The following is an 18589-nucleotide window of genomic DNA, read 5'->3' as shown; positions in this document are numbered from 1 at the left end:
AGGTAATCTCACTTATTTATTTACCGAACCGCCGTATACTGAACGGTACGTACGGTGGTGTGAGAGGACGGCGGTTAGTCACCGCCTCCTACTCGATTTTCAGGAGGTGATAAAGTGGTAAACATTTCTAAAGAAGATTTTTGCGAACACAAAAAAAGAGGATATGTCTTCCCAGTCTATGCAGAAATAAACGGAGATGAATTGACGCCAATAAACATTTTTTATAGTCTTGAAGGCAAAAACAAATTTTTACTGGAAAGTGCAAATGGAGGTACTAACTGGGGGAGATATTCCTTTATAGGAAGAGACCCATATTTATTAATTCTAAGTTACAACAGAGATATAAAAATTATCACAGACAGAGAAGAGCATAAAAAAGGTATGGCGCTTGAAGAGATAAAAAATGTTTTACAGGTTAATTATAATTCTTTAGGACTTGATATTCCTTTTGTAGGGGGGCTGTGGGTTATGTATCTTACGATACGATAAGGCTTTATGAAAGACTGCCGGATAAAAACCCTGATGAAATAAATATACCGGACGTATACTTTATGTTTTATAAAAGTTTTATTTGCTATGACCATTTTAAACACAGAATTTATACTGTTTATAACGTATATCCTGATGAAGATGTAGAGTATGAGGAAGTTTTACAAGAGATTAACGGTCTTTTGCAAGAGATAAAATCAACTAACATAGAATTTCATGACCTTTCACCTCAAGAGGGAAAAGAAGTCAATTACAACTTCACCAAAGAAGAGTTTTGCCAAATTGTTGAAAAAGCAAAAGAATACATCGAAAAAGGAGACATATTTCAAGTAGTACTGTCACAAAGATTAAAAGCACGAGTTAATTCGCACCCTTTTGAGGTTTACAGAAGATTGAGGTCAAAAAATCCATCTCCATATCTATTCTATATCGACTTTGGTGATTTTCAGCTTCTTGGTTCTTCACCTGAAAGCCTTGTAAGTGTTTTTGGAGACAAAGTGACTACAAATCCCATTGCAGGCACAAGGCGAAGAGGAAAAGATGAAGAAGAAGATTTAAGACTTAAAGAGGAACTTTTAAAAGATGAAAAGGAAAGGGCAGAGCATGTGATGTTAGTTGACCTTGGAAGAAACGACATAGGAAAAGTTAGTGAATTTGGAAGTGTAAAAATAGAGCGTTTTATGGAAGTAGATTTTTACTCTCATGTAATGCACATTGTATCGACTGTTTCAGGAAAGTTAAAAAGAGGACTTACGGCTTTTGATGCTCTTATAGCTTGTCTTCCTGCAGGTACAGTTTCTGGGGCACCAAAAATAAGGGCGATGGAAATAATAGACGAACTTGAAAATGTGAGAAGGTCTTTTTACGCAGGAGCTGTTGGTTATTTTTCCTACAATGGCAATATGGACATGTGCATAGCAATAAGGACTATTCTCTTCAAGGAAGGTTATGCTTACGTTCAAGCGGGAGCAGGTATTGTATATGATTCAATTCCTGAGATGGAATATTATGAAACTTTAAATAAGGCAATGGCTCTTAAGGAGGTTCTTTGATGATTCTGATTATAGATAATTACGATTCCTTTACCTATAATCTTTATCAATATGTGGGAGAAATGAGCAAAGAAATATTTGTAATAAGAAATGATGAAGTGTCTGTTAAAGACATTGAAAAACTAAATCCCGAAAAAATTATATTATCACCTGGACCGGGAAGGCCTGAAAATGCAGGCATATGCGTTGATGTCATTAAAAGTTTAGGGGACAAAATTCCAATATTAGGAATATGTCTTGGTCACCAAGCGATTGGATATGCATATGGTGCAAAAATTGTGAAAGCAGATAAGATAATGCATGGCAAAACTTCTCTCGTGTTTCACAAAGGAGAAGAGATATTTAAAGATATTAAGAATCCTATAGAGGCAATGAGATATCACTCTCTTGTTATAGATAGACAAACCCTTCCAAGAGATTTAGAAATTACAGCCTATACAGAGGAAGGAGTGATTATGGGAGTAAGGCATAAAATGTACCCTGTATATGGTTTACAGTTTCATCCAGAGTCTATCTTGACAGAGCAGGGGAAAGAAATTTTGAGAAATTTTTTGGAGGTGGGATACCATGTTACAAGAAGCTATTAAAAAAATTGTCTTAAAGGAAAGCCTTGAAGAAAAAGAAGCTTATGCTGTTATGAATGAAATTATGAGTGGTAATGCAACTCCTTCTTTAATAGGGGGCATATTAATAGGACTCAGATTAAAAGGTGAAAGTGTGGAAGAAATAACAGGTTTCGCGAAGGCAATGAGAGACAACGCAATAAAAGTAGAACTTGCCTCTGACTATGTGATAGATACTTGTGGTACAGGTGGCGATGGTGGGAAGACATTCAATATTTCAACGGCGGTTGCTATAATTGCTTCAGCTGCAGGAGTAAAAGTTGCAAAACACGGCAATAGAGCTGTTTCCAGTAGAAGTGGAAGTGCAGATGTTTTGATGGAATTGGGATTTGACATTGAGGCAGAACCACAAAAAACAAAAAAATTAATTGAAGAAAAAGGAATGGGATTTTTATTCGCACCTAAATACCACGTTGCAATGAAGCATGTAGCAGGGATAAGAAAAGAATTAGGCACAAGGACGGTGTTTAACGTCTTAGGACCATTAACAAATCCCGCATTTGTAAAAGGACAGGTATTAGGAGTTTATGATAAAGAATTGACTCATCCTCTTGCTGAAGTACTTTTAAGATTGGGAATTGAAAAGGCTATGGTGGTCCACGGCTTTGATGGCCTTGATGAAATAACTACTACTTCTCCTACTTTTGTCAGTGAAGTAAAAGAAGGCAAAGTCATTGATTATGTGATAGACCCAGGAGATTACGGTATCCCTTATGCAAAACTTGAAGATTTAGAAGGCAAAGACGCTAAAGAAAATGCTCAAATAATCTTAAACATCTTAAGAGGTGAAAAAGGGCCTAAAAGAGATATAGTCGTTTTAAACGCAGCAGCGGCCTTATATATAGGAAAAGTTGTGGAAGATTTAAAAGAAGGAATAAAAGTCGCAAATTATCTAATAGATACGGGTTTAGCTCTTGATAAGCTTACAGAGATTTTGGAGTACCAAAGGAGGCTTAGTTGATGGTATTAGATGAGATTGTGAGACACAAAAAAAGGAGGTGGAAGAGAAAAAAGAATAAAGCCAGTAGAGGAACTAATTAACGAAATTAAAGGAGGCTATTCTGGCAATTTCAAGAAAGCACTTCAAAAAGAGGGTATATCAATTATTGGAGAGATAAAAAAAGCCTCTCCATCTAAAGGAATTATAAAAGAAGACTTTGATGCAGTAAAAATTGCAAAAGTGTATGAGAAAGTTGATATTGACGCTATTTCCGTTTTGACAGAGAAGGAATTTTTTAAAGGGGATGACAATTACATTAGTGAAGTAAAAAAAGTCACTTCAAAACCTATTTTGAGAAAAGATTTTATTGTGGATGAATACCAAATATATGAATCAAAAATTTTAGGAGCCGACGCAGTACTTCTCATTGTTTCCGTATTAGGGGATAACTTAAATACTTTCTATAATTTATCTAAAAGTGTAGGTTTAGATGCGCTTGTGGAAGTTCACGATAGACAGCAGCTTGCAATAGCATTAGAAGCTGAATGTGACATAATAGGTATAAATAACAGAGACCTTAAGACTTTTAATGTAGATATAAACACAACAGAAAATTTGATTAAATATATACCTCAAAGTACAATAATTGTTTCCGAAAGTGGAATAAAAATACCTGAAGATGTAAGGTATTTAGCTTCTTTGGGAGTAGATGCCGTATTAATTGGCGAGACTTTTATGAAAATTATAGATGATATTGACAAAATCACTGATTTTGTAAGGGAGGCAAAAGGAGGAGGATAAATTGGTAAAAGTAAAAATTTGCGGACTGAGAAGAAAAGAGGATATTGAATATGCCAATGAGCTAAAACCTGATTATGTAGGATTTGTCTTTGCAAAAAGCAAAAGACAAGTAGAGGTAGAACAGGCTTTATACCTCATAAGCCTTCTTGATAAAGAGATTAAAACAGTGGGAGTTTTTGTAAATGAACCAGTGGAAAATGCATTAAAGATAGCTCAAACACTAAATCTCGATGTTTTACAGTTTCACGGTGATGAAACACAGGATTATATAGATAATTTTAAAAATTTCACAGTGTGGAAGGCAATACGCATAAAAGACAAAGAAGATTTGGAAAAAACAAAAGAATTTAGAGTAAATAGTTTTGTATTTGACACTTTGACAAAAAACGAATACGGTGGTACAGGAAAAACATTTAATTGGGAAGTTTTAAAAGGATTTGAATTGAATGTTCCAATAATTTTGGCAGGAGGGCTAAACGAAAACAATGTAGAGGAAGCTATAAGAATAGTAAATCCCTATGCTGTTGACGTCTCCAGTGGCGTTGAGACAGAAGGTTATAAAGATTTTAAAAAAATGAAATCATTTATTGAAAAAGTGAGGGGTATTCGATGAGTGGAAGATTTGGACGTTTTGGAGGTCAGTATGTGCCAGAGACTGTGATGAATGCGCTTATAGAATTAGAGAGGGAATTTGAAAAAGCTAAACAGGATAAAGATTTCATGGAAGAATATAGGTATTACTTGAGGGAATATTCAGGAAGACCTACACCTTTGTATTATGCTGAGAATCTTACTAAAAGGCTTGGCGGGGCGAAAATTTATCTAAAGAGGGAAGACCTAAACCACACAGGAGCCCATAAAATAAACAACGTATTGGGACAGATTTTATTGGCAAAGCGGATGAATAAAAAGAGAGTTATAGCTGAGACAGGGGCAGGACAGCATGGAGTGGCAACTGCTACAGCTGCTGCAATGTTTGGAATGGAATGCGAAATATTCATGGGAGAAGAAGATATAAAAAGGCAATCTTTAAATGTCTTTAGAATGAAACTTTTAGGTGCAAAAGTAACACCAGTAAAATCAGGGACGGGAACCTTAAAAGATGCAGTAAATGAAGCAATAAGGGATTGGGTGACAAATATAAACGATACCTTTTATGTGATGGGTTCTGTTGTTGGGCCTCATCCTTATCCTACTATGGTGAGAGATTTTCAAAGAGTAATAGGGGATGAGGCAAAAGAGCAAATACTTCAAAAAGAAGGAAGACTTCCTGATTATGTGATTGCTTGTGTTGGCGGAGGCAGTAATGCCATGGGAATTTTCTATCCCTTCATTGAAGATAAAGAGGTAAAATTGATAGGCGTGGAGGCTGCAGGAAAAGGAATTGAGACAGGGAAACATGCAGCTACAATGGCAAAAGGTTCTGTAGGAGTATTGCACGGCATGATGACTTATCTTTTACAGGATGAAGAGGGGAGAATAATGCCAGTATACTCTATATCTGCAGGACTGGATTACCCGGGGGTAGGTCCAGAACATGCCTTTTTAAAAGAAAGTAATAGAGCTCAATATGTATATGCGACAGACGAAGAAGCATTGGCGGCTTTTATGGACTTATCTCAAACAGAAGGGATAATACCAGCTTTGGAAAGCGCTCACGCTTTGGCATATGCTATGAAACTGGCTCCAAATTTAAGGAAAGACAATATTATCATTGTAAATTTGTCAGGCAGAGGAGATAAAGACGTAAATACAGTTGCGAAAGTATTGGGGGTGGAGTTATGAATAGGATTGACAAAAAGTTTGAAGTCTTAAAAGGAGAAGGGCGCAAAGCCTTAATAACCTTTATAACAGCAGGAGACCCGGATATAGAGACGACTTATGATATAGTCTTGGCTTTGGAAGAAGCAGGAGCGGATATAATAGAACTGGGAATACCTTATTCTGATCCATTAGCTGATGGACCTACAATACAGGCTTCTTCACAAAGAGCTTTAAATAAAGGTGTAAAAATTCCTGATATAATGAAAATAGTAGAAAAAATAAGGTTAAAAAGTGATATCCCTCTGGTTTACCTTGTCTACTATAACTCTATATTCAAATATGGCATACAAAAATTTTTAAAAGAGTCAAAAGATGTAGGGATAGATGGGCTTATCATTCCAGACTTGCCTATTGAAGAGAGAAAAGATATTTCTGAAGAAGCAGATAAATACGATATTTATTTAATACCTTTAGTTGCCCCAACATCAAAAGAGAGGATAAAATTAATTACGCAAAACGGGAAAGGATTTGTATATTGCGTTTCAATTACAGGTGTCACAGGAGCAAGAGAAGACATTGAAACTGACATTGAAGAATATATGAAAATGGTCTCTCAATACACCAATATGCCAAAGGCGATAGGGTTTGGCATATCTACTCCGGAGATGGCGAAAAAATTAAAAGATTTCAGTGATGGAATTATTGTAGGGAGTGCACTTGTAGAAAGAATTGCTAAAGGGTATAATAAATCTGAAATGTTACAGGAAGTTAAAAGTTTTGTATCCAGCTTAAAAGAAGTTTTATGAAGGTGATGAAAATGAACCTTAAAATAATTGGCGACAAAAATAACAAAATATCAATAAAAATTGGGAATATAACTATGGGTAAAGACAAACTTATAATAGCAGGACCCTGCGCTGTTGAGAATGAAGAAATGCTTGTAAAAACAGCAGAAATAGTTAAAAGCTGGGGCGCAAATGCTTTAAGAGGAGGAGCTTATAAGCCCCGCACCTCTCCTTATTCTTTTCAAGGTTTAGGGATTGATGGACTTAAAATGCTAAGAAATGTAGGCGATATGTTCAATTTGCCTGTTGTAACTGAAGTTTTGGATGTGAGGGATGTTGAAATTGTTGAAAGATATGCTGATGTTTTTCAAATAGGTTCAAGAAATATGCAGAATTTTTCACTTCTCAAAGAGGTAGGAAAAACCAAAAAGCCTGTTTTGTTAAAGCGGGGATTTTCAGCCACATATGAGGAGTGGCTTTATGCAGCGGAATATATTGCTATTGAAGGAAACGCCAACATCATCATGTGTGAAAGAGGTATAAGGACTTTTGAAACTTATACGCGAAATACTTTAGATATAGCTGCTATTCCAGTAATTCATGAACTTTCAAACTTGCCTATTATCGCAGATGTAAGCCATGGTACAGGGAAAAGAAGCTTAATCATACCGATGGCAAAAGCTGCAATAGCTGCTGGTGCAGACGGAATAATGGTAGAAATCCACCCTGAGCCCGATAAAGCTTTATCTGATGGAGAACAGTCCCTTGATTTTTCCCAATTTGAAGAATTGATGAGAGAGATAAGAAGCTATTGAATTTTTTAAAGAGAATAGATATAATTTAGATAAAGAATAATAATTATCTAAAGAAAATAATTTTAGAAAGTAGGGATAGCATGGTAGAGCTAAGTAAAAAGGCTCCTGACTTTACTTTAAATACCCATGATGGAAAACAAGTTTCCCTTTCAGATTTTTTAGGTAAAAAGGTTGTTTTATACTTTTATCCAAAAGATAACACTCCAGGTTGTACAAAAGAAGCTGTTTCTTTTAGAGATAACATAAAGTCAATAGAAGAGAAAAATGCTGTCGTAATAGGTATAAGTTTAGATGATGAAACTTCTCATAAGAAGTTTATTGAAAAATTCAATCTTCCTTTTATTCTTCTAAGTGACAAAGATGCGAAAGTGTCTACAGAATATGGGGTATACAAAGAGAAAAACATGTTTGGCAAAAAGAAAATGGGAATAGAAAGGTCAACTTTTATCATTGACTCTGAAGGAATTGTGAGAAAAATATTTAGAAGGGTAAAAGTAGATGGACACGTTGAAGAGGTATTAAAAGCGCTAGATGAAATATAAAAGAAGTTTAGGGAAAGCCCTAAACTTCTTTTCTTATATCTTGTCAAGAGCTTGCTTAAAGTCTTTTATAATATCTTCTATCTCCTCTATTCCAACAGAAACTCTTATAAGCCCTTCTGAAATTCCTAACGCTTTAATTCTTCCTTGCTGAGAGACCTATGGGAAGTGGATTTTGGATGAGTTATCATGGTTTGTACTCCTGCCAGTGAAGGAGCAAATTTCACCAGTTTCAGCTCTTGCATAAACTTATCTACTTCAGGTTCTCCACCTTCTATTTCAAAACTTAACATACCTCCAAACTCATCTTTAAACAACTTCTTTGAAACGCTGTAGTCAGGATGAGAAGGAAGTCCGGGATAATACACTTTTTTGACTTTTGGATGGCTTTCTAAGAATTTAGCCAGTTCCATTGCGTTTTTACAGTGTTCTCTCATTCTTAAGAATAGAGTTTTTGCTCCTCTTAAAACCAGCCAAGCGTCAAATGGACTCATTGAACCACCGAAGTTTTGTGTGATTCTTTTTGTGCGGGATATAAATTCTTTATTACCTGCTATAAGTCCGGCGATGACATCGCTGTGGCCGTTGATGTATTTTGTTGCACTGTGTATTACAGCATAGGCTCCTAATTCAATTGGTTTTATCAAATAAGGGGTTGTAAAAGTATTGTCAACAATCAATTTTATATTGTGCTTTTTTGCGATATTTGCAACTTCCACAACGTCAAAAACTCTTATTAGAGGATTTGTCATGATTTCCATGTATATCACTTTAGTGTTTGGTTTTATAGCTTTTTCAACAGCTTCTAAATCGGAGAAATCCACTAAAGTTACATCAATATTAAGTCTTTTAAATTCTGCATTAAAAAGACTGTTTGTACCACCGTATATATCTTTTGCGGCGATTATATGGTCTCCTGAATTTACTTCTGCCAACAAAGCTGAAGAAATTGCCGCCATTCCTGATGAACAAGACTGTCCTGCTTCCGCACCTTCTAAACTGGCAATTAATTCTTCCACTGCTGTTTGATTAGGATTTCCAAGTCTTGTGTACATATACCTTGAAGGATTACCACCAAGATAATCGTAAACTTCTTCCAACGTATCAAAAGTGAAAACAGAAGTTTGATAGATAGGAAGAGTTTTTGGCATTGGAGGAATTTCTTTATCTATGTAGTTTCCAGTATGTACTACTTTTGTTTTAAAACTTAAATCCATTTTATCAACTCCTACAATTTGTACTTTAAATTAATGATAATATGTGCAAAATTAAAAGTCAATAACACTTCACTTGAATTATATTTTGAGATAAACTATTATTAAATACAAGATTGATTTCATATTTTTTCTAATGAATAAATAAACGTTTATAAAGGCTTTATTTTACAGTAATAAAGAAAACTATACTGGAAAAATTAAATGTAAGGAGGAAAAAGTCTTGAATAAAGACGAATATAAAAACAATAATAATATTATGTTAACTGCAATAAAAAAGCAGTTGGACCAAATGTCAGAGATGATGGAGAAGATGAAAATTGCTGATTACGTCGAGCTTATGCAAAGCCCTTATAGGCTTTTGTGGTTAAACTTTATAGGTGGGGTAGCAAGAGGTTTTGGAATAGCAGTAGGTTTTACAATACTTGGTGCAATAGTTCTTTATATACTTCAAAAATTGGTGATGTTAAATTTACCTCTAATTGGCAGTATTATAGCGGATATAGTTAAGATTGTAAATCAAAAGTTATATTAAATAGGAGTTGGTATGATGGATAGTGAAAAGCTGGAACACTTTAGACAATTACTATTAAAAGAAAAGGGAAAGGTCTTAAGCACAATTAATCAAATGAATTACAATGATGGCATTGGCGGAATTGCACAGAGAGAGTATTATCAAGAACTTTCTCTTTTGGATAATCATCCGGCAGATTTTGCTTCTGAAGTTTATGAAGTAGAGAAAAATTATGCTCTCAAAGACAACGAAAAACATATTTTAAGGCAAATAGAAGATGCTTTTAAGAGGATGGAAATGGGTACTTACGGCATATGTACTCACTGCCATAAGCCAATTGAAGAAGAACGATTAGAAGCCCTTCCTTATACTGCTCTTTGTGCAGAATGCGCTAAAAATAATGATTTGAAATTAAAAGATTTAAGGAATTCAAGGCCGAATGAAGAGAGAATGATAAAATACCCCTTTGGATGGGGGTATAAGGATTTAAAAGAAGAAATTCAATTTGATGCAGAGGATTCTTATCAAGAGGTTGCACGATTTAATAAGACAAAAAGCGGTTTGGACAATTATGATGATGACTATGATGATGAAAATGCTGGTTATGTAGAGGAAACTGACAAGATAAGTAATGAAGATTATAAAAGGACTTTGTAAATCTCCGGGAAACTGGAGATTTTTTATTCACCTATAATTTTGACCAATACTCTCTTTTTCCTTTTTCCGTCAAATTCGCCGTAAAAGATTTGCTCCCATGGACCAAAATCTAATTTTCCATCTGTTATAGCTACTACAACTTCTCGACCCATTATTGTACGCTTTAAATGAGCGTCTGCATTATCTTCATAACTATTATGATAATATTGGTCATAGGGTTTTTCGGGGGCTAATTTTTCCAAGAAATTTTCAAAGTCCTTATGTAAGCCTGGTTCATCGTCATTTATAAAAACACTCGAGGTAATGTGCATTGCATTACATAAAAGAAGCCCTTCCTTGATTCCGCTTTCCCTAACGCATTCCTCTATAAGAGGTGTAATGTTTATAAATTCTCTTCTCTTTTTTGTTTCAAACCACAACTCTTTTCTATAGCTTTTCACGATGATACCTCCCACATTGGTTATTTTTAATTATATTTTATCACAAATAAATTGTTTGCAAGAGTAATAATACTCTGGTATATTAATTTTAAGAGGAAGAGGTGTTGTAAAAAGACCACAAAAAATTGGTATTTGAAGGTCATATTAGAGAAGAAAATAAAAAATTAAGGAGTGTGTATAATGTCAAAAAAACTTTATCGCTCAAGAACACAAAGAATGATAGGAGGCGTATGTGGAGGAATAGCAGAGTATTTTAATGTAGACCCAACAATTATAAGACTCATTTGGGCATTTCTAATAATATTTTGGGGAACTGGACTTTTAGCTTATTTAATTGCATGGATAATTATACCAGAAGAACCGTAAAATTAACGTTAAGATAAGTTTATTAGTTTTAAATTTCTGAATGGTAGCGATTTAGGAATAATAAAACCCCTCCCAACAACTTCGGATTTTTTGAGAGGGTTCGTTTGCTGGAAACATTAACTTTTCAATAATGGCAGGGGAGACAGGAATCGAACCCGCAGCCCACGGTTTTGGAGACCGTTGCTCTACCAATTGAGCTACTCCCCTGCGCGCTTTTTATTATAACATACGAAACAAACCCTCGTCAATAATTTATATCCTTTTTTGTTGAATTATTCATAAAAAAGTTTTCTGAGATTTAGTATAATTATTAAAGAGATAGAGAAATATTGTTGTATAGTTTAATATTAGTCTCTAGAAAGTTCAGAGGTGATATATAATGCTTAAAAAGATATCTTTAATACTATTAGTTTTTGTAGCCTTTTCTATATTAATTCCTATTTCAGCACAAGCGGCAAATATAACAATTACAATTAATGGCCAAAATGTAGTTTTTGAACAAAAGCCTGTTATAAAAAATGACACAACTTTAGTCCCTATGCGGGCATTTTTTGAAGCATTAGGTGCTAAGGTAAACTGGGAAGAAAAAACTAAAACGGTTACAGCCTTTCGCGGCGAAACGACTGTACAACTTATAATTGGCCACAAAATTGCAAAAGTTAATGGAAAAAGTTATGAATTAGTAGTGGCGCCGCAAATTATAAATGGCTATACCTATGTGCCTTTAAGATTTGTTGGTGAAGCCCTTGGAGATGAAGTAATATACGATAATGGGTACATAATAATCAATTCTTCCAATCAAAGAACAAGGGTAAGTTCAATAACTTTACCAAAAAACACAGTTAGCGAAACTAATACTTTTTCATCTTCTAATATAACCAGTAAAAAGGAGTTGTATCTTTTAATTAAAAATGCACTTGAAAACAATGAAGATGAAATAACTTTTACACTTAGTGATTTTTTTTGCAATTCTGCAGGAAGTAGTTGTACAGTTAATGATATATTAAAGAGTATATCGGATGTTGTAGATCTGGTATTAGCACATCATCCTGAAGTTGGCTATGCTAATAAGTGGACTATTTCTGCAAATAGTTTTAACAATGTCATAGATAAAGTAAGTATAAAGTTTGATTATATGTATCCTAAAGATAAATTGGAAAAAATGAAAGATGAAATAAATATTAAAGCTAAAGAAATTATTGACCAAATAATAAAACCGGATATGTCTGATATAGATAAAGTCAAAGCAATCCACGACTATATTGTAAAGAATACCAAATATGATTATGAAAATTTGATAAATAACACTATACCACCAGAATCTTATACTGCTTATGGAGTTTTGATAAAAGGAGTAGGGGTGTGCCAAGGATATGCTGCAGCTTTTAATTTACTTGCTCAATTAGCTGGGATTGATAGCCTTGGAGTAGCTGGTACAGGTTTTAATTATAGTGGGTCTATGCCTCATGCTTGGAATATGATAAGAATTGACAACAAAATCCGTTATGTAGATGTTACATGGGATGACCTTGTTCCAGATCAAGAGGATAATGTAAGATATGATTATTTCAATGTAACAGAGGAGCAGTTAGCAAAAGACCATAGCTGGGATAAAGAAAAATTTTTGGAAAAATATTTTGATTATAAGTAGTATATTACCTCTTTATGTAGGTGAAAAAATGTTAGTAAGAAATTTAATATGGTTCTGTTACTATTCCTAAAACTGCTCCTGTGATAATTGAATTAGAAGATAGTTCTTGCAAAGATTCGGGGTGTCCCACTACGACGACGCCGTAGTATTTTATCACGTTTTCCTTTAAGAAATTCACTGTCCTTTTTAGATTAGTTGAAGAATAACTTTGTACATTACTAAGTCGTTCCAGTTCTTTTAAAAATTCTTTTTCGCCATTAGGGCTATTAACATATGGGTTTCCAACCAATCTTTCTGCAAGATAGCTTCTTTGCTTATAATCTTTTTCTTCATAAACCAAAACAGCACCCCACATTAGCTTTAAATCCTCAGGTATAATAGTTTTAATTTCGCTGAGGGTTAAAGGCCTGTCAAAAGATAAAGCCATTTCAACGAGATTATCGTTAGGTATATTTTTTAGTACATCAAACTCTCTTATAACTTTATCGTATTTTACTGCGGGATTGTAAAATTTTAATTTTGGCACGGCATAAGGAGCAAGGTACTCTTTTGTACCTTCTGGTATGGCTAAAGATTTGTCTCCTTTAAATTGCTCTCCTCCCCAGATATCAAAATCAACTGTGACTATTCCGGCAGGATAAGGCTTATTTCCTATTAACCTTAAAAGATAATATTCTTTTTGCCGCCCGAATAGCCTGACATTATAACTTTCTCCTGAAATTGCGAAGGTATTAGGTTCTGTAAATTTAACAATATCCGGATAAAAGCTATTTATGCGGTTTTCTTGATTCTGCAGCATCATTTCAGAAATTATGATGGTTAATACAAAAACACCTATGGCGATAATTAAAGAAATTATTATTATGCGAAGTATGCTTTTAAAACGAGCTTTGCGCAAAAAAGCTTTTTCGTCAAAAGGTATATCGCCTATTGGCTTATTTAAACCTGATCCCATTTAACTTTTCTCCTCCTCTTTTAAATATTCTTTTAATTTTTTTCTTAGTCTCCATACCATTGTCTTTACTGTATTGGAATTGGTTTTTAAGTAAGAGGAAATTTCTTCATTTGACATTTCTAATATGAATTTAAGGTAAAAGAGCTTTTGCTCATTGAGAGTAAGCCTATTAACTGCTTTTTTTATTACTTCTTTATTTTCAATCTGTTGAAACTCTGAAAAGGTACTTTGAGGAAAGACATTTATAATAGAAACTGCCACATCTTTTTTGGTTTTGCGCAGATAATCAGTGTATTTGTTTCGCGCCGCAGTCAAAACATAAGCTTTTAGCTTTCCCTCTTGAATGCCGTCTAAATTCAAGTATGTGGAAAGCAGAGCTTCTTGGGCTATGTCTTCAGCGTCAGCCTGTGGTACACCCAATTTAAGTAAATAATAGAATGCAGCTTTGTACAAATCCTGCCACATTAACTCCTCCTCCTTATAGCTTTTCATTAATAAAGACGTTTGAGGGATGAAAAAGTAAACAAATTAACAATATGCAAAAATTCGTTGTTATTTCGATTATAACTCAAAAGAGTTTGTTCTAAATCTTTTTTCAAAAAGGCAGGAAGGATTTCATACTTTTATGGAGAATATAAATCTATTATCGGCATTTTTTAAAAACTGGCATACCATTTTTAGGTTAGTTTTGTAATTCTGGATTAAAAAAGGAGAGTGTATAAGTATGAAAGAATGCCAGAAACTTATAACAGAGAGAAGGTCTATCACATTTTTTGACACGACAAAAGAAATATCCGATGACCTTATAAAAGAAGTCCTTGAGGTAGCTGCTACAGCGCCTTCAGCTAATAATCTTCAGCCTTGGGAGGTAAAAGTTATAAAGGACAAAGAAAAAAAGAAAATTCTCAAAGAAATCTGTTTTAACCAACAAAAAGTGGAAGATGCATCGGCTGTAATTGTCTTAATAGCAAATCCAAAAGCAGCTTTTGAACATATAGACAGAGTTTTAGACAGTTCTGTAGAACTGGGGTATATGCCAAAAGAAAGGAGAGAATCAGCAAAAGAAAGGGTCCTTGAAGTGTGGAAAGACATGGAGCAAGCTAAAAGAAAGTCCATAAGAGATACTGCACTTTTTGCAATGAATATAATGATAGTTGCAAGAGTTTATGGCCTTGAAACTCATCCTATGGATGGTTTTAACGAGGAAAAGATGAAGGAATTTTTAGGAATAGATGTGGAAAAAATAGTTCCCATGATAATAGCGATAGGTTACAAGGACCCAAGTAAAGATTTACTGCCAAGAGCCTATAGATTTAAATTTGATGAATTTGGAGAGATAATCTAATGAGTAATTACGTAATAATTTTAGTGGCTTCTATTTTAGCAGGAGCTACTAATGCAATAGCAGGTGGGGGTACTTTAATAACCTTTCCTGCTCTTGTATGGGTTGGAATAAATCCTCTATCTGCCAATATAACAAATACTGTTGCTCTTTGGACTGGTTCTGTCACAGGTGCATGGGCATTTAAAGAAAGACTGTATCAGACGAAAGAGCTTTTAAGGTTTCTGACATTGCCTTCTTTACTTGGGGGTATCTTAGGAGCTTATCTTCTTATGATAACTCCTCACAAAGTCTTTGATTTTATTATGCCTTTTTTAGTTTTGTTCGCTACTGTGGTTTTAGCATTAAATGACAGAATACATAAATTTAATTTAAATGGAGATAGAGGTGAAAGAAAAAGCTCTTTAGTAATAGTTTTTATACTTCAATTTCTTACTTCTCTTTATGGAGGATATTTTGCAGCAGGTATTGGCATTTTAATGCTTGCCACTTTAGGCATAGCAGGTATTACCGATATACACACAGCAAATGGTATAAAAAACCTTCTTTCACTTTTTATAAATGTCACTTCCGGTTTAGTTTTACTCTTTAGTGGAAAAGTAGTATGGCCTTTTGCTTTTATTCTGATGATAGGATTTGCTTTAGGAGGATATTGGGGAGCAAAAGTATCACAAAGGTTTGACAATAAGAAAGTAAAGAATTTTGTAGTTTTATGGGGAATTGCATTGGCAATAGCGTTTTGGGTTAGAGGAGTGTAGGAAAGTAGATAGTTATTGAACTGAAGGGAGATAACTTTGTGGTGTATTATTTTGCCAATTTTTTGACTTAACAACTAACATTTTAGTGATAAAATATAAAGTGTGGACAATCAATCACTTGTTGAAAGGAGAAAAATATGTTAAAAGGGTTTAAAGAATTCATTATGCGTGGAAATGTTTTGGATTTAGCAGTAGCTGTAATAATAGGTGCAGCTTTTAACAAAGTAGTAAATTCATTAGTTGTGGATGTTTTAACTCCACTGATTGGAACAATATTTGGAGCTCCTGATTTTTCTGCCCTTAAATTAGGACCAATAGCCATAGGTAATTTCCTTAATGCTGTTGTTAACTTTATTATCGTATCTGCAGCCATATATTTTTTCATAGTAGCTCCTATGAATACTATTAGACAGCGAAAAGCAAAAGAAAAAGAACAAACACCACCTGAACCATCAGAGGAAGTAAAACTTTTAAGAGAAATATTAGAGGTATTAAAGGAAAAGTAAGGTAAGAATATTTATTAATATAAATTTGTCGTCGACCTAAGATAATGCAAAAAATGTCGAGGATCGACGACAAATTATTTTTTCAATTTTAGAAAATAGTTGATTTTGTCAAACAATATGGTATAATAAAGTTAAAATACTTGACAGATAAGATGAAAAAAGAAAATTTGTTCTTTATTATATTTGATTATAACGGGTTTTTAGCCTACCTATAAGGAATTGAAACCCTGTTCTGTATGCTAATGCCAACATTCCTTGATAGTTTTTAGCCTACCTATAAGGAATTGAAACGAAATAGATACTCAGCTACAGAGAATTACAACACGTGTTTTTAGCCTACCTATAAGGAATTGAAACTCCAGTATCTTCTGGCACTATTTTTTCTTACAAAGGGTTTTTAGCCTACCTATAAGGAATTGAAACTTTACACCAAAATAGCAACTTAGTTGTGATATCGTCAGTTTTTAGCCTACCTATAAGGAATTGAAACATGCTTGCGAAATCATTCTATTAGCCTCATTTAATTTGTTTTTAGCCTACCTATAAGGAATTGAAACAACACTGCTGCATAACCAACAATTTTGGGTTTATCGTTTTTAGCCTACCTATAAGGAATTGAAACGTATATAAGCTCTCTCCACAAGGCGCTGAGGAATATATGTTTTTAGCCTACCTATAAGGAATTGAAACGTTTTAGCCTACCTATGAGGGATAAAAAAATAAAAGGTTTTTAGCCTACCTATAAGGAATTGAAACATTCTACTAATCTTTCTATCTCTGCTTCTGCAAAAGCGTTTTTAGCCTACCTATAAGGAATTGAAACAGCATTTCTGCATTGCCGCCCATAGCCGCTACTGAAGTTTTTAGCCTACCTATAAGGAATTGAAACTTTCTAAAACGCAAGGCATAGAAATATATCTCTGCAGTTTTTAGCCTACCTATCCTGAAAATAGTGTCTCTCAAAAAGGCAACAAAAAACTAAACCCATACCGATGTAAAAATATGGGATAAATAAATGGTTAATAAAGTTAAATTAAAAGTTAAGACACTGCAGATTCGACCGTGACCTTAAGGCCTAAAGACTCTAGCTTTTTTAAAGATTGACGAATAATCATATTACGCTTTTTCTCTTCATAATAAGTAGGACCTAATTCAATATATGGTTGCTTTTGCTTGAGAATATGATAAACTATAATTAAAATGCTATGTGCCACTGCAACTGCTGCACGGTTTGCTCCTCTTCGAGCAGCGATGCGGTGGTACTGACTTGAGAGATAAGTATCTTTTGCCCTTGAGGCAGCTCTGGCAGCTTCAATAAGAGAGCTTCGCAATTTTTGGTTACCTTTTCGAGTTCTTGCAGACTTTTGTTTACCAGCACTTTCATTATGACCTGGACACAACCCTGCCCAAGAACACAAATGGGCAGCAGAGGGGAACTGTTCCATATTCGTGCCGATTTCGGCTATTATTTGTTCTGCAGTTCTTCTTCCGACTCCAGGGATTGTATCCAGCAGTGCCAGGTCTTTTTCAAAAGGGAGCATTCGATTTTTAATTTCTTCGTCTAATTTTGCTATTTCTTCATCAAGGTAATCAATATGTCTAAGCTGTATTTCCAGAAGCATCCTTTGGTGATGATTGATCAAGCCTTTTAAAGCGCGTTTTAGTTCATCCATTTTATTTTTTAGCTTGCCTTGAGAAAGCTCAGCCAGGGTTTCGGGATTTTCTTCACCATTTATAATAGCCTCAAGTATAGAACGACTGGATGCCCCGTTGATATCAGAGACTACCGAAGACAGTTTGATATTAGCTCCTTCTAAAACCTTTTGTATGCGATTAAGTTCTCTTGATTTTTCTTCAATGAGGCTTTTTCTATAGCGTACAAGCTCGCGAAGTTCTCTTTGTTCACGATCTGGCACAAAGCTGCCTTGCAAAAGGCCATGTTGTAAGAGACTTGCTATCCACTCAGCATCTTTTACATCGGTTTTTCTACCAGGGACATTTTTAATATGCTTAGCATTGACGAGTAGGATTTTAATGCTCTCAAGCTCAAGTAGATTGTAAATAGGTTTCCAATAAGAGCCGGTACTTTCCATAGCAACAACAGAACAACCTTTAGCTTTAATAAATTCTTTTAATGCAATAAGGTCATCGGTCATAGTTGAAAAAGTGCGGATTTCTTTACCTTCTGGTGTTATTATACAAGCTACGACATTCTTTTTATGGACATCTAATCCGCAAACGTGAGAGTAAACTAAATCCATGAAAGAGCCAACTCCTTTTTTAAAATTTGAACGATAGCGACTGTAAAATTGAAGAGCTGGTGCAACAACCATAAGGGGTTATTCTATCCTGCGTGCTTCCCGTAAAGGGAGCAACAA

18 protein-coding genes, 1 tRNA gene, 3 pseudogenes and 1 CRISPR repeat array are annotated in these 18589 nt (G+C 34.5%); of the genes and pseudogenes, 16 read left to right on the top strand and 6 right to left on the bottom strand.

Translation table 11 applies throughout. The features are described from left to right. The first annotated feature begins 114 nt into the window (after nt 1–114). The 9 genes and pseudogenes from trpE to bcp all read left to right on the top strand — a co-directional run bounded on the left by trpE (nt 115) and on the right by bcp (nt 7811). Nucleotides 115–1541: pseudogene (gene trpE / locus OEI98_RS08930) on the top strand (anthranilate synthase component I). Further along, nucleotides 1541–2128 carry an anthranilate synthase component II gene (locus tag OEI98_RS08925; protein WP_004401443.1) on the top strand — a complete coding sequence of 196 codons (588 nt, stop codon included), beginning with the start codon at nt 1541–1543 and terminating at the stop codon, nt 2126–2128. The pseudogene trpE and the gene OEI98_RS08925 overlap by 1 nt, the downstream one beginning before the upstream one ends. Continuing rightward, nucleotides 2109–3125, top strand: a complete 1017-nt coding sequence (trpD, locus tag OEI98_RS08920) for an anthranilate phosphoribosyltransferase (protein ID WP_003869618.1) — start codon at nt 2109–2111, stop codon at nt 3123–3125. The genes OEI98_RS08925 and trpD overlap by 20 nt, the downstream gene beginning before the upstream one ends. Beyond that, nucleotides 3125–3905: pseudogene (gene trpC / locus OEI98_RS08915) on the top strand (indole-3-glycerol phosphate synthase TrpC). Before trpD ends, trpC begins: the two are co-directional and overlap by 1 nt. Before the next feature lies 1 nt (nt 3906). Continuing rightward, nucleotides 3907–4518, top strand: coding sequence for a phosphoribosylanthranilate isomerase (locus OEI98_RS08910; RefSeq protein WP_003869616.1), 612 nt, complete (start codon nt 3907–3909; stop codon nt 4516–4518). After that, nucleotides 4515–5690 carry a tryptophan synthase subunit beta gene (gene trpB / locus OEI98_RS08905; protein WP_004401447.1) on the top strand — a complete coding sequence of 392 codons (1176 nt, stop codon included), beginning with the start codon at nt 4515–4517 and terminating at the stop codon, nt 5688–5690. Before OEI98_RS08910 ends, trpB begins: the two co-directional genes overlap by 4 nt. Further along, entirely contained in the window at nt 5687–6475 is a 789-nt protein-coding gene (gene trpA, locus OEI98_RS08900; protein ID WP_266037273.1) for a tryptophan synthase subunit alpha, read from the top strand. The genes trpB and trpA overlap by 4 nt, the downstream gene beginning before the upstream one ends. 11 nt (nt 6476–6486) lie before the next feature. Then, nucleotides 6487–7269 carry a 3-deoxy-7-phosphoheptulonate synthase gene (aroF, locus tag OEI98_RS08895; RefSeq protein WP_266037271.1) on the top strand — a complete coding sequence of 261 codons (783 nt, stop codon included), beginning with the start codon at nt 6487–6489 and terminating at the stop codon, nt 7267–7269. 80 nt (nt 7270–7349) lie between these two features. Next, nucleotides 7350–7811, top strand: a complete 462-nt coding sequence (gene bcp / locus OEI98_RS08890) for a thioredoxin-dependent thiol peroxidase (RefSeq protein ID WP_266037269.1) — start codon at nt 7350–7352, stop codon at nt 7809–7811. A gap of 33 nt (nt 7812–7844) precedes the next feature. Here the strand turns inward: bcp and OEI98_RS08885 are convergent. Continuing rightward, nucleotides 7845–9025, bottom strand: a pseudogene (locus tag OEI98_RS08885) (trans-sulfuration enzyme family protein). Between the two features lie 220 nt (nt 9026–9245). Here OEI98_RS08885 and OEI98_RS08880 point away from each other — a divergent pair. Beyond that, nucleotides 9246–9557 carry a DUF5665 domain-containing protein gene (locus tag OEI98_RS08880; RefSeq protein ID WP_003869610.1) on the top strand — a complete coding sequence of 104 codons (312 nt, stop codon included), beginning with the start codon at nt 9246–9248 and terminating at the stop codon, nt 9555–9557. A gap of 15 nt (nt 9558–9572) precedes the next feature. Next, complete coding sequence (locus tag OEI98_RS08875; RefSeq protein WP_004401454.1) at nt 9573–10193, top strand: TraR/DksA C4-type zinc finger protein; 621 nt, start codon at nt 9573–9575, stop codon at nt 10191–10193. 23 nt (nt 10194–10216) lie between these two features. Here OEI98_RS08875 and OEI98_RS08870 read toward each other — a convergent pair whose 3' ends face one another. Next, entirely contained in the window at nt 10217–10633 is a 417-nt protein-coding gene (locus OEI98_RS08870) for a secondary thiamine-phosphate synthase enzyme YjbQ (RefSeq protein WP_019907754.1), read from the bottom strand. Nucleotides 10634–10813: 180 nt separating this feature from the next. Between OEI98_RS08870 and OEI98_RS08865 the strand changes: the two genes are divergently transcribed. Beyond that, nucleotides 10814–10999, top strand: a complete 186-nt coding sequence (locus tag OEI98_RS08865) for a PspC domain-containing protein (RefSeq protein ID WP_004401462.1) — start codon at nt 10814–10816, stop codon at nt 10997–10999. 131 nt (nt 11000–11130) lie between these two features. Here the strand turns inward: OEI98_RS08865 and OEI98_RS08860 are convergent. After that, nucleotides 11131–11206 (bottom strand) — tRNA-Trp (locus OEI98_RS08860). 172 nt (nt 11207–11378) lie between these two features. Between OEI98_RS08860 and OEI98_RS08855 the strand changes: the two genes are divergently transcribed. Further along, entirely contained in the window at nt 11379–12650 is a 1272-nt protein-coding gene (locus tag OEI98_RS08855) for a stalk domain-containing protein (RefSeq protein ID WP_266037263.1), read from the top strand. A 43-nt stretch (nt 12651–12693) separates the two neighbouring features. Here OEI98_RS08855 and OEI98_RS08850 read toward each other — a convergent pair whose 3' ends face one another. Together OEI98_RS08850 and OEI98_RS08845 are read right to left on the bottom strand one after the other, a co-directional pair. Then, entirely contained in the window at nt 12694–13605 is a 912-nt protein-coding gene (locus tag OEI98_RS08850; protein WP_266037262.1) for a sigma factor regulator N-terminal domain-containing protein, read from the bottom strand. Next, nucleotides 13606–14070 carry an RNA polymerase sigma factor gene (locus tag OEI98_RS08845; protein WP_004401162.1) on the bottom strand — a complete coding sequence of 155 codons (465 nt, stop codon included), beginning with the start codon at nt 14068–14070 and terminating at the stop codon, nt 13606–13608. Between the two features lie 259 nt (nt 14071–14329). Here OEI98_RS08845 and OEI98_RS08840 point away from each other — a divergent pair, with 259 nt between their 5' ends. The 3 genes from OEI98_RS08840 (at nt 14330) to mscL (ending at nt 16211) form a co-directional block, all read left to right on the top strand. Beyond that, nucleotides 14330–14950, top strand: a complete 621-nt coding sequence (locus OEI98_RS08840; protein WP_074666231.1) for a nitroreductase family protein — start codon at nt 14330–14332, stop codon at nt 14948–14950. Next, nucleotides 14950–15705 carry a sulfite exporter TauE/SafE family protein gene (locus OEI98_RS08835; RefSeq protein ID WP_004401164.1) on the top strand — a complete coding sequence of 252 codons (756 nt, stop codon included), beginning with the start codon at nt 14950–14952 and terminating at the stop codon, nt 15703–15705. The genes OEI98_RS08840 and OEI98_RS08835 overlap by 1 nt, the downstream gene beginning before the upstream one ends. A 137-nt stretch (nt 15706–15842) precedes the next feature. Further along, a complete protein-coding gene (gene mscL / locus OEI98_RS08830) occupies nt 15843–16211 on the top strand; it encodes a large conductance mechanosensitive channel protein MscL (protein WP_003867709.1) in 369 nt (122 codons plus the stop codon). Between the two features lie 196 nt (nt 16212–16407). Next, a CRISPR array of direct repeats spans nt 16408–17100; the repeat unit is 30 nt; unit sequence GTTTTTAGCCTACCTATAAGGAATTGAAAC. A gap of 151 nt (nt 17101–17251) precedes the next feature. On the opposite strand, the gene OEI98_RS08825 is transcribed toward mscL, so the two are convergent. Continuing rightward, entirely contained in the window at nt 17252–18472 is a 1221-nt protein-coding gene (locus OEI98_RS08825; RefSeq protein WP_003869923.1) for an IS110 family transposase, read from the bottom strand. Nucleotides 18473–18589 lie beyond the last annotated feature (117 nt).

Origin of the sequence: Thermoanaerobacter sp. RKWS2 (assembly GCF_026240795.1) — a bacterium.
In the GTDB taxonomy this organism is placed as follows: domain Bacteria; phylum Bacillota; class Thermoanaerobacteria; order Thermoanaerobacterales; family Thermoanaerobacteraceae; genus Thermoanaerobacter; species Thermoanaerobacter ethanolicus.
The sequence above is the reverse complement of the archived record's forward strand: the minus strand, read 5'-3'. Positions and strand labels throughout refer to the sequence as shown.

Excerpts from the sequence above, each read along its gene's own strand:
- OEI98_RS08925 (WP_004401443.1), top strand. The coding sequence starts at position 1,541 with ATGATTCTGATTATAGATAATTACGATTCCTTTACCTATAATCTTTAT.
- trpD (WP_003869618.1), top strand. The coding sequence starts at position 2,109 with ATGTTACAAGAAGCTATTAAAAAAATTGTCTTAAAGGAAAGCCTTGAA.
- trpB (WP_004401447.1), top strand. The coding sequence starts at position 4,515 with ATGAGTGGAAGATTTGGACGTTTTGGAGGTCAGTATGTGCCAGAGACT.
- trpA (WP_266037273.1), top strand. The coding sequence starts at position 5,687 with ATGAATAGGATTGACAAAAAGTTTGAAGTCTTAAAAGGAGAAGGGCGC.
- aroF (WP_266037271.1), top strand. The coding sequence starts at position 6,487 with ATGAACCTTAAAATAATTGGCGACAAAAATAACAAAATATCAATAAAA.
- bcp (WP_266037269.1), top strand. The coding sequence starts at position 7,350 with ATGGTAGAGCTAAGTAAAAAGGCTCCTGACTTTACTTTAAATACCCAT.
- OEI98_RS08875 (WP_004401454.1), top strand. The coding sequence starts at position 9,573 with ATGGATAGTGAAAAGCTGGAACACTTTAGACAATTACTATTAAAAGAA.
- OEI98_RS08865 (WP_004401462.1), top strand. The coding sequence starts at position 10,814 with ATGTCAAAAAAACTTTATCGCTCAAGAACACAAAGAATGATAGGAGGC.
- OEI98_RS08855 (WP_266037263.1), top strand. The coding sequence starts at position 11,379 with ATGCTTAAAAAGATATCTTTAATACTATTAGTTTTTGTAGCCTTTTCT.
- OEI98_RS08850 (WP_266037262.1), bottom strand. The coding sequence starts at position 13,605 with ATGGGATCAGGTTTAAATAAGCCAATAGGCGATATACCTTTTGACGAA.
- OEI98_RS08845 (WP_004401162.1), bottom strand. The coding sequence starts at position 14,070 with ATGTGGCAGGATTTGTACAAAGCTGCATTCTATTATTTACTTAAATTG.
- OEI98_RS08840 (WP_074666231.1), top strand. The coding sequence starts at position 14,330 with ATGAAAGAATGCCAGAAACTTATAACAGAGAGAAGGTCTATCACATTT.
- OEI98_RS08835 (WP_004401164.1), top strand. The coding sequence starts at position 14,950 with ATGAGTAATTACGTAATAATTTTAGTGGCTTCTATTTTAGCAGGAGCT.
- mscL (WP_003867709.1), top strand. The coding sequence starts at position 15,843 with ATGTTAAAAGGGTTTAAAGAATTCATTATGCGTGGAAATGTTTTGGAT.
- OEI98_RS08825 (WP_003869923.1), bottom strand. The coding sequence starts at position 18,472 with ATGGATTTAGTTTACTCTCACGTTTGCGGATTAGATGTCCATAAAAAG.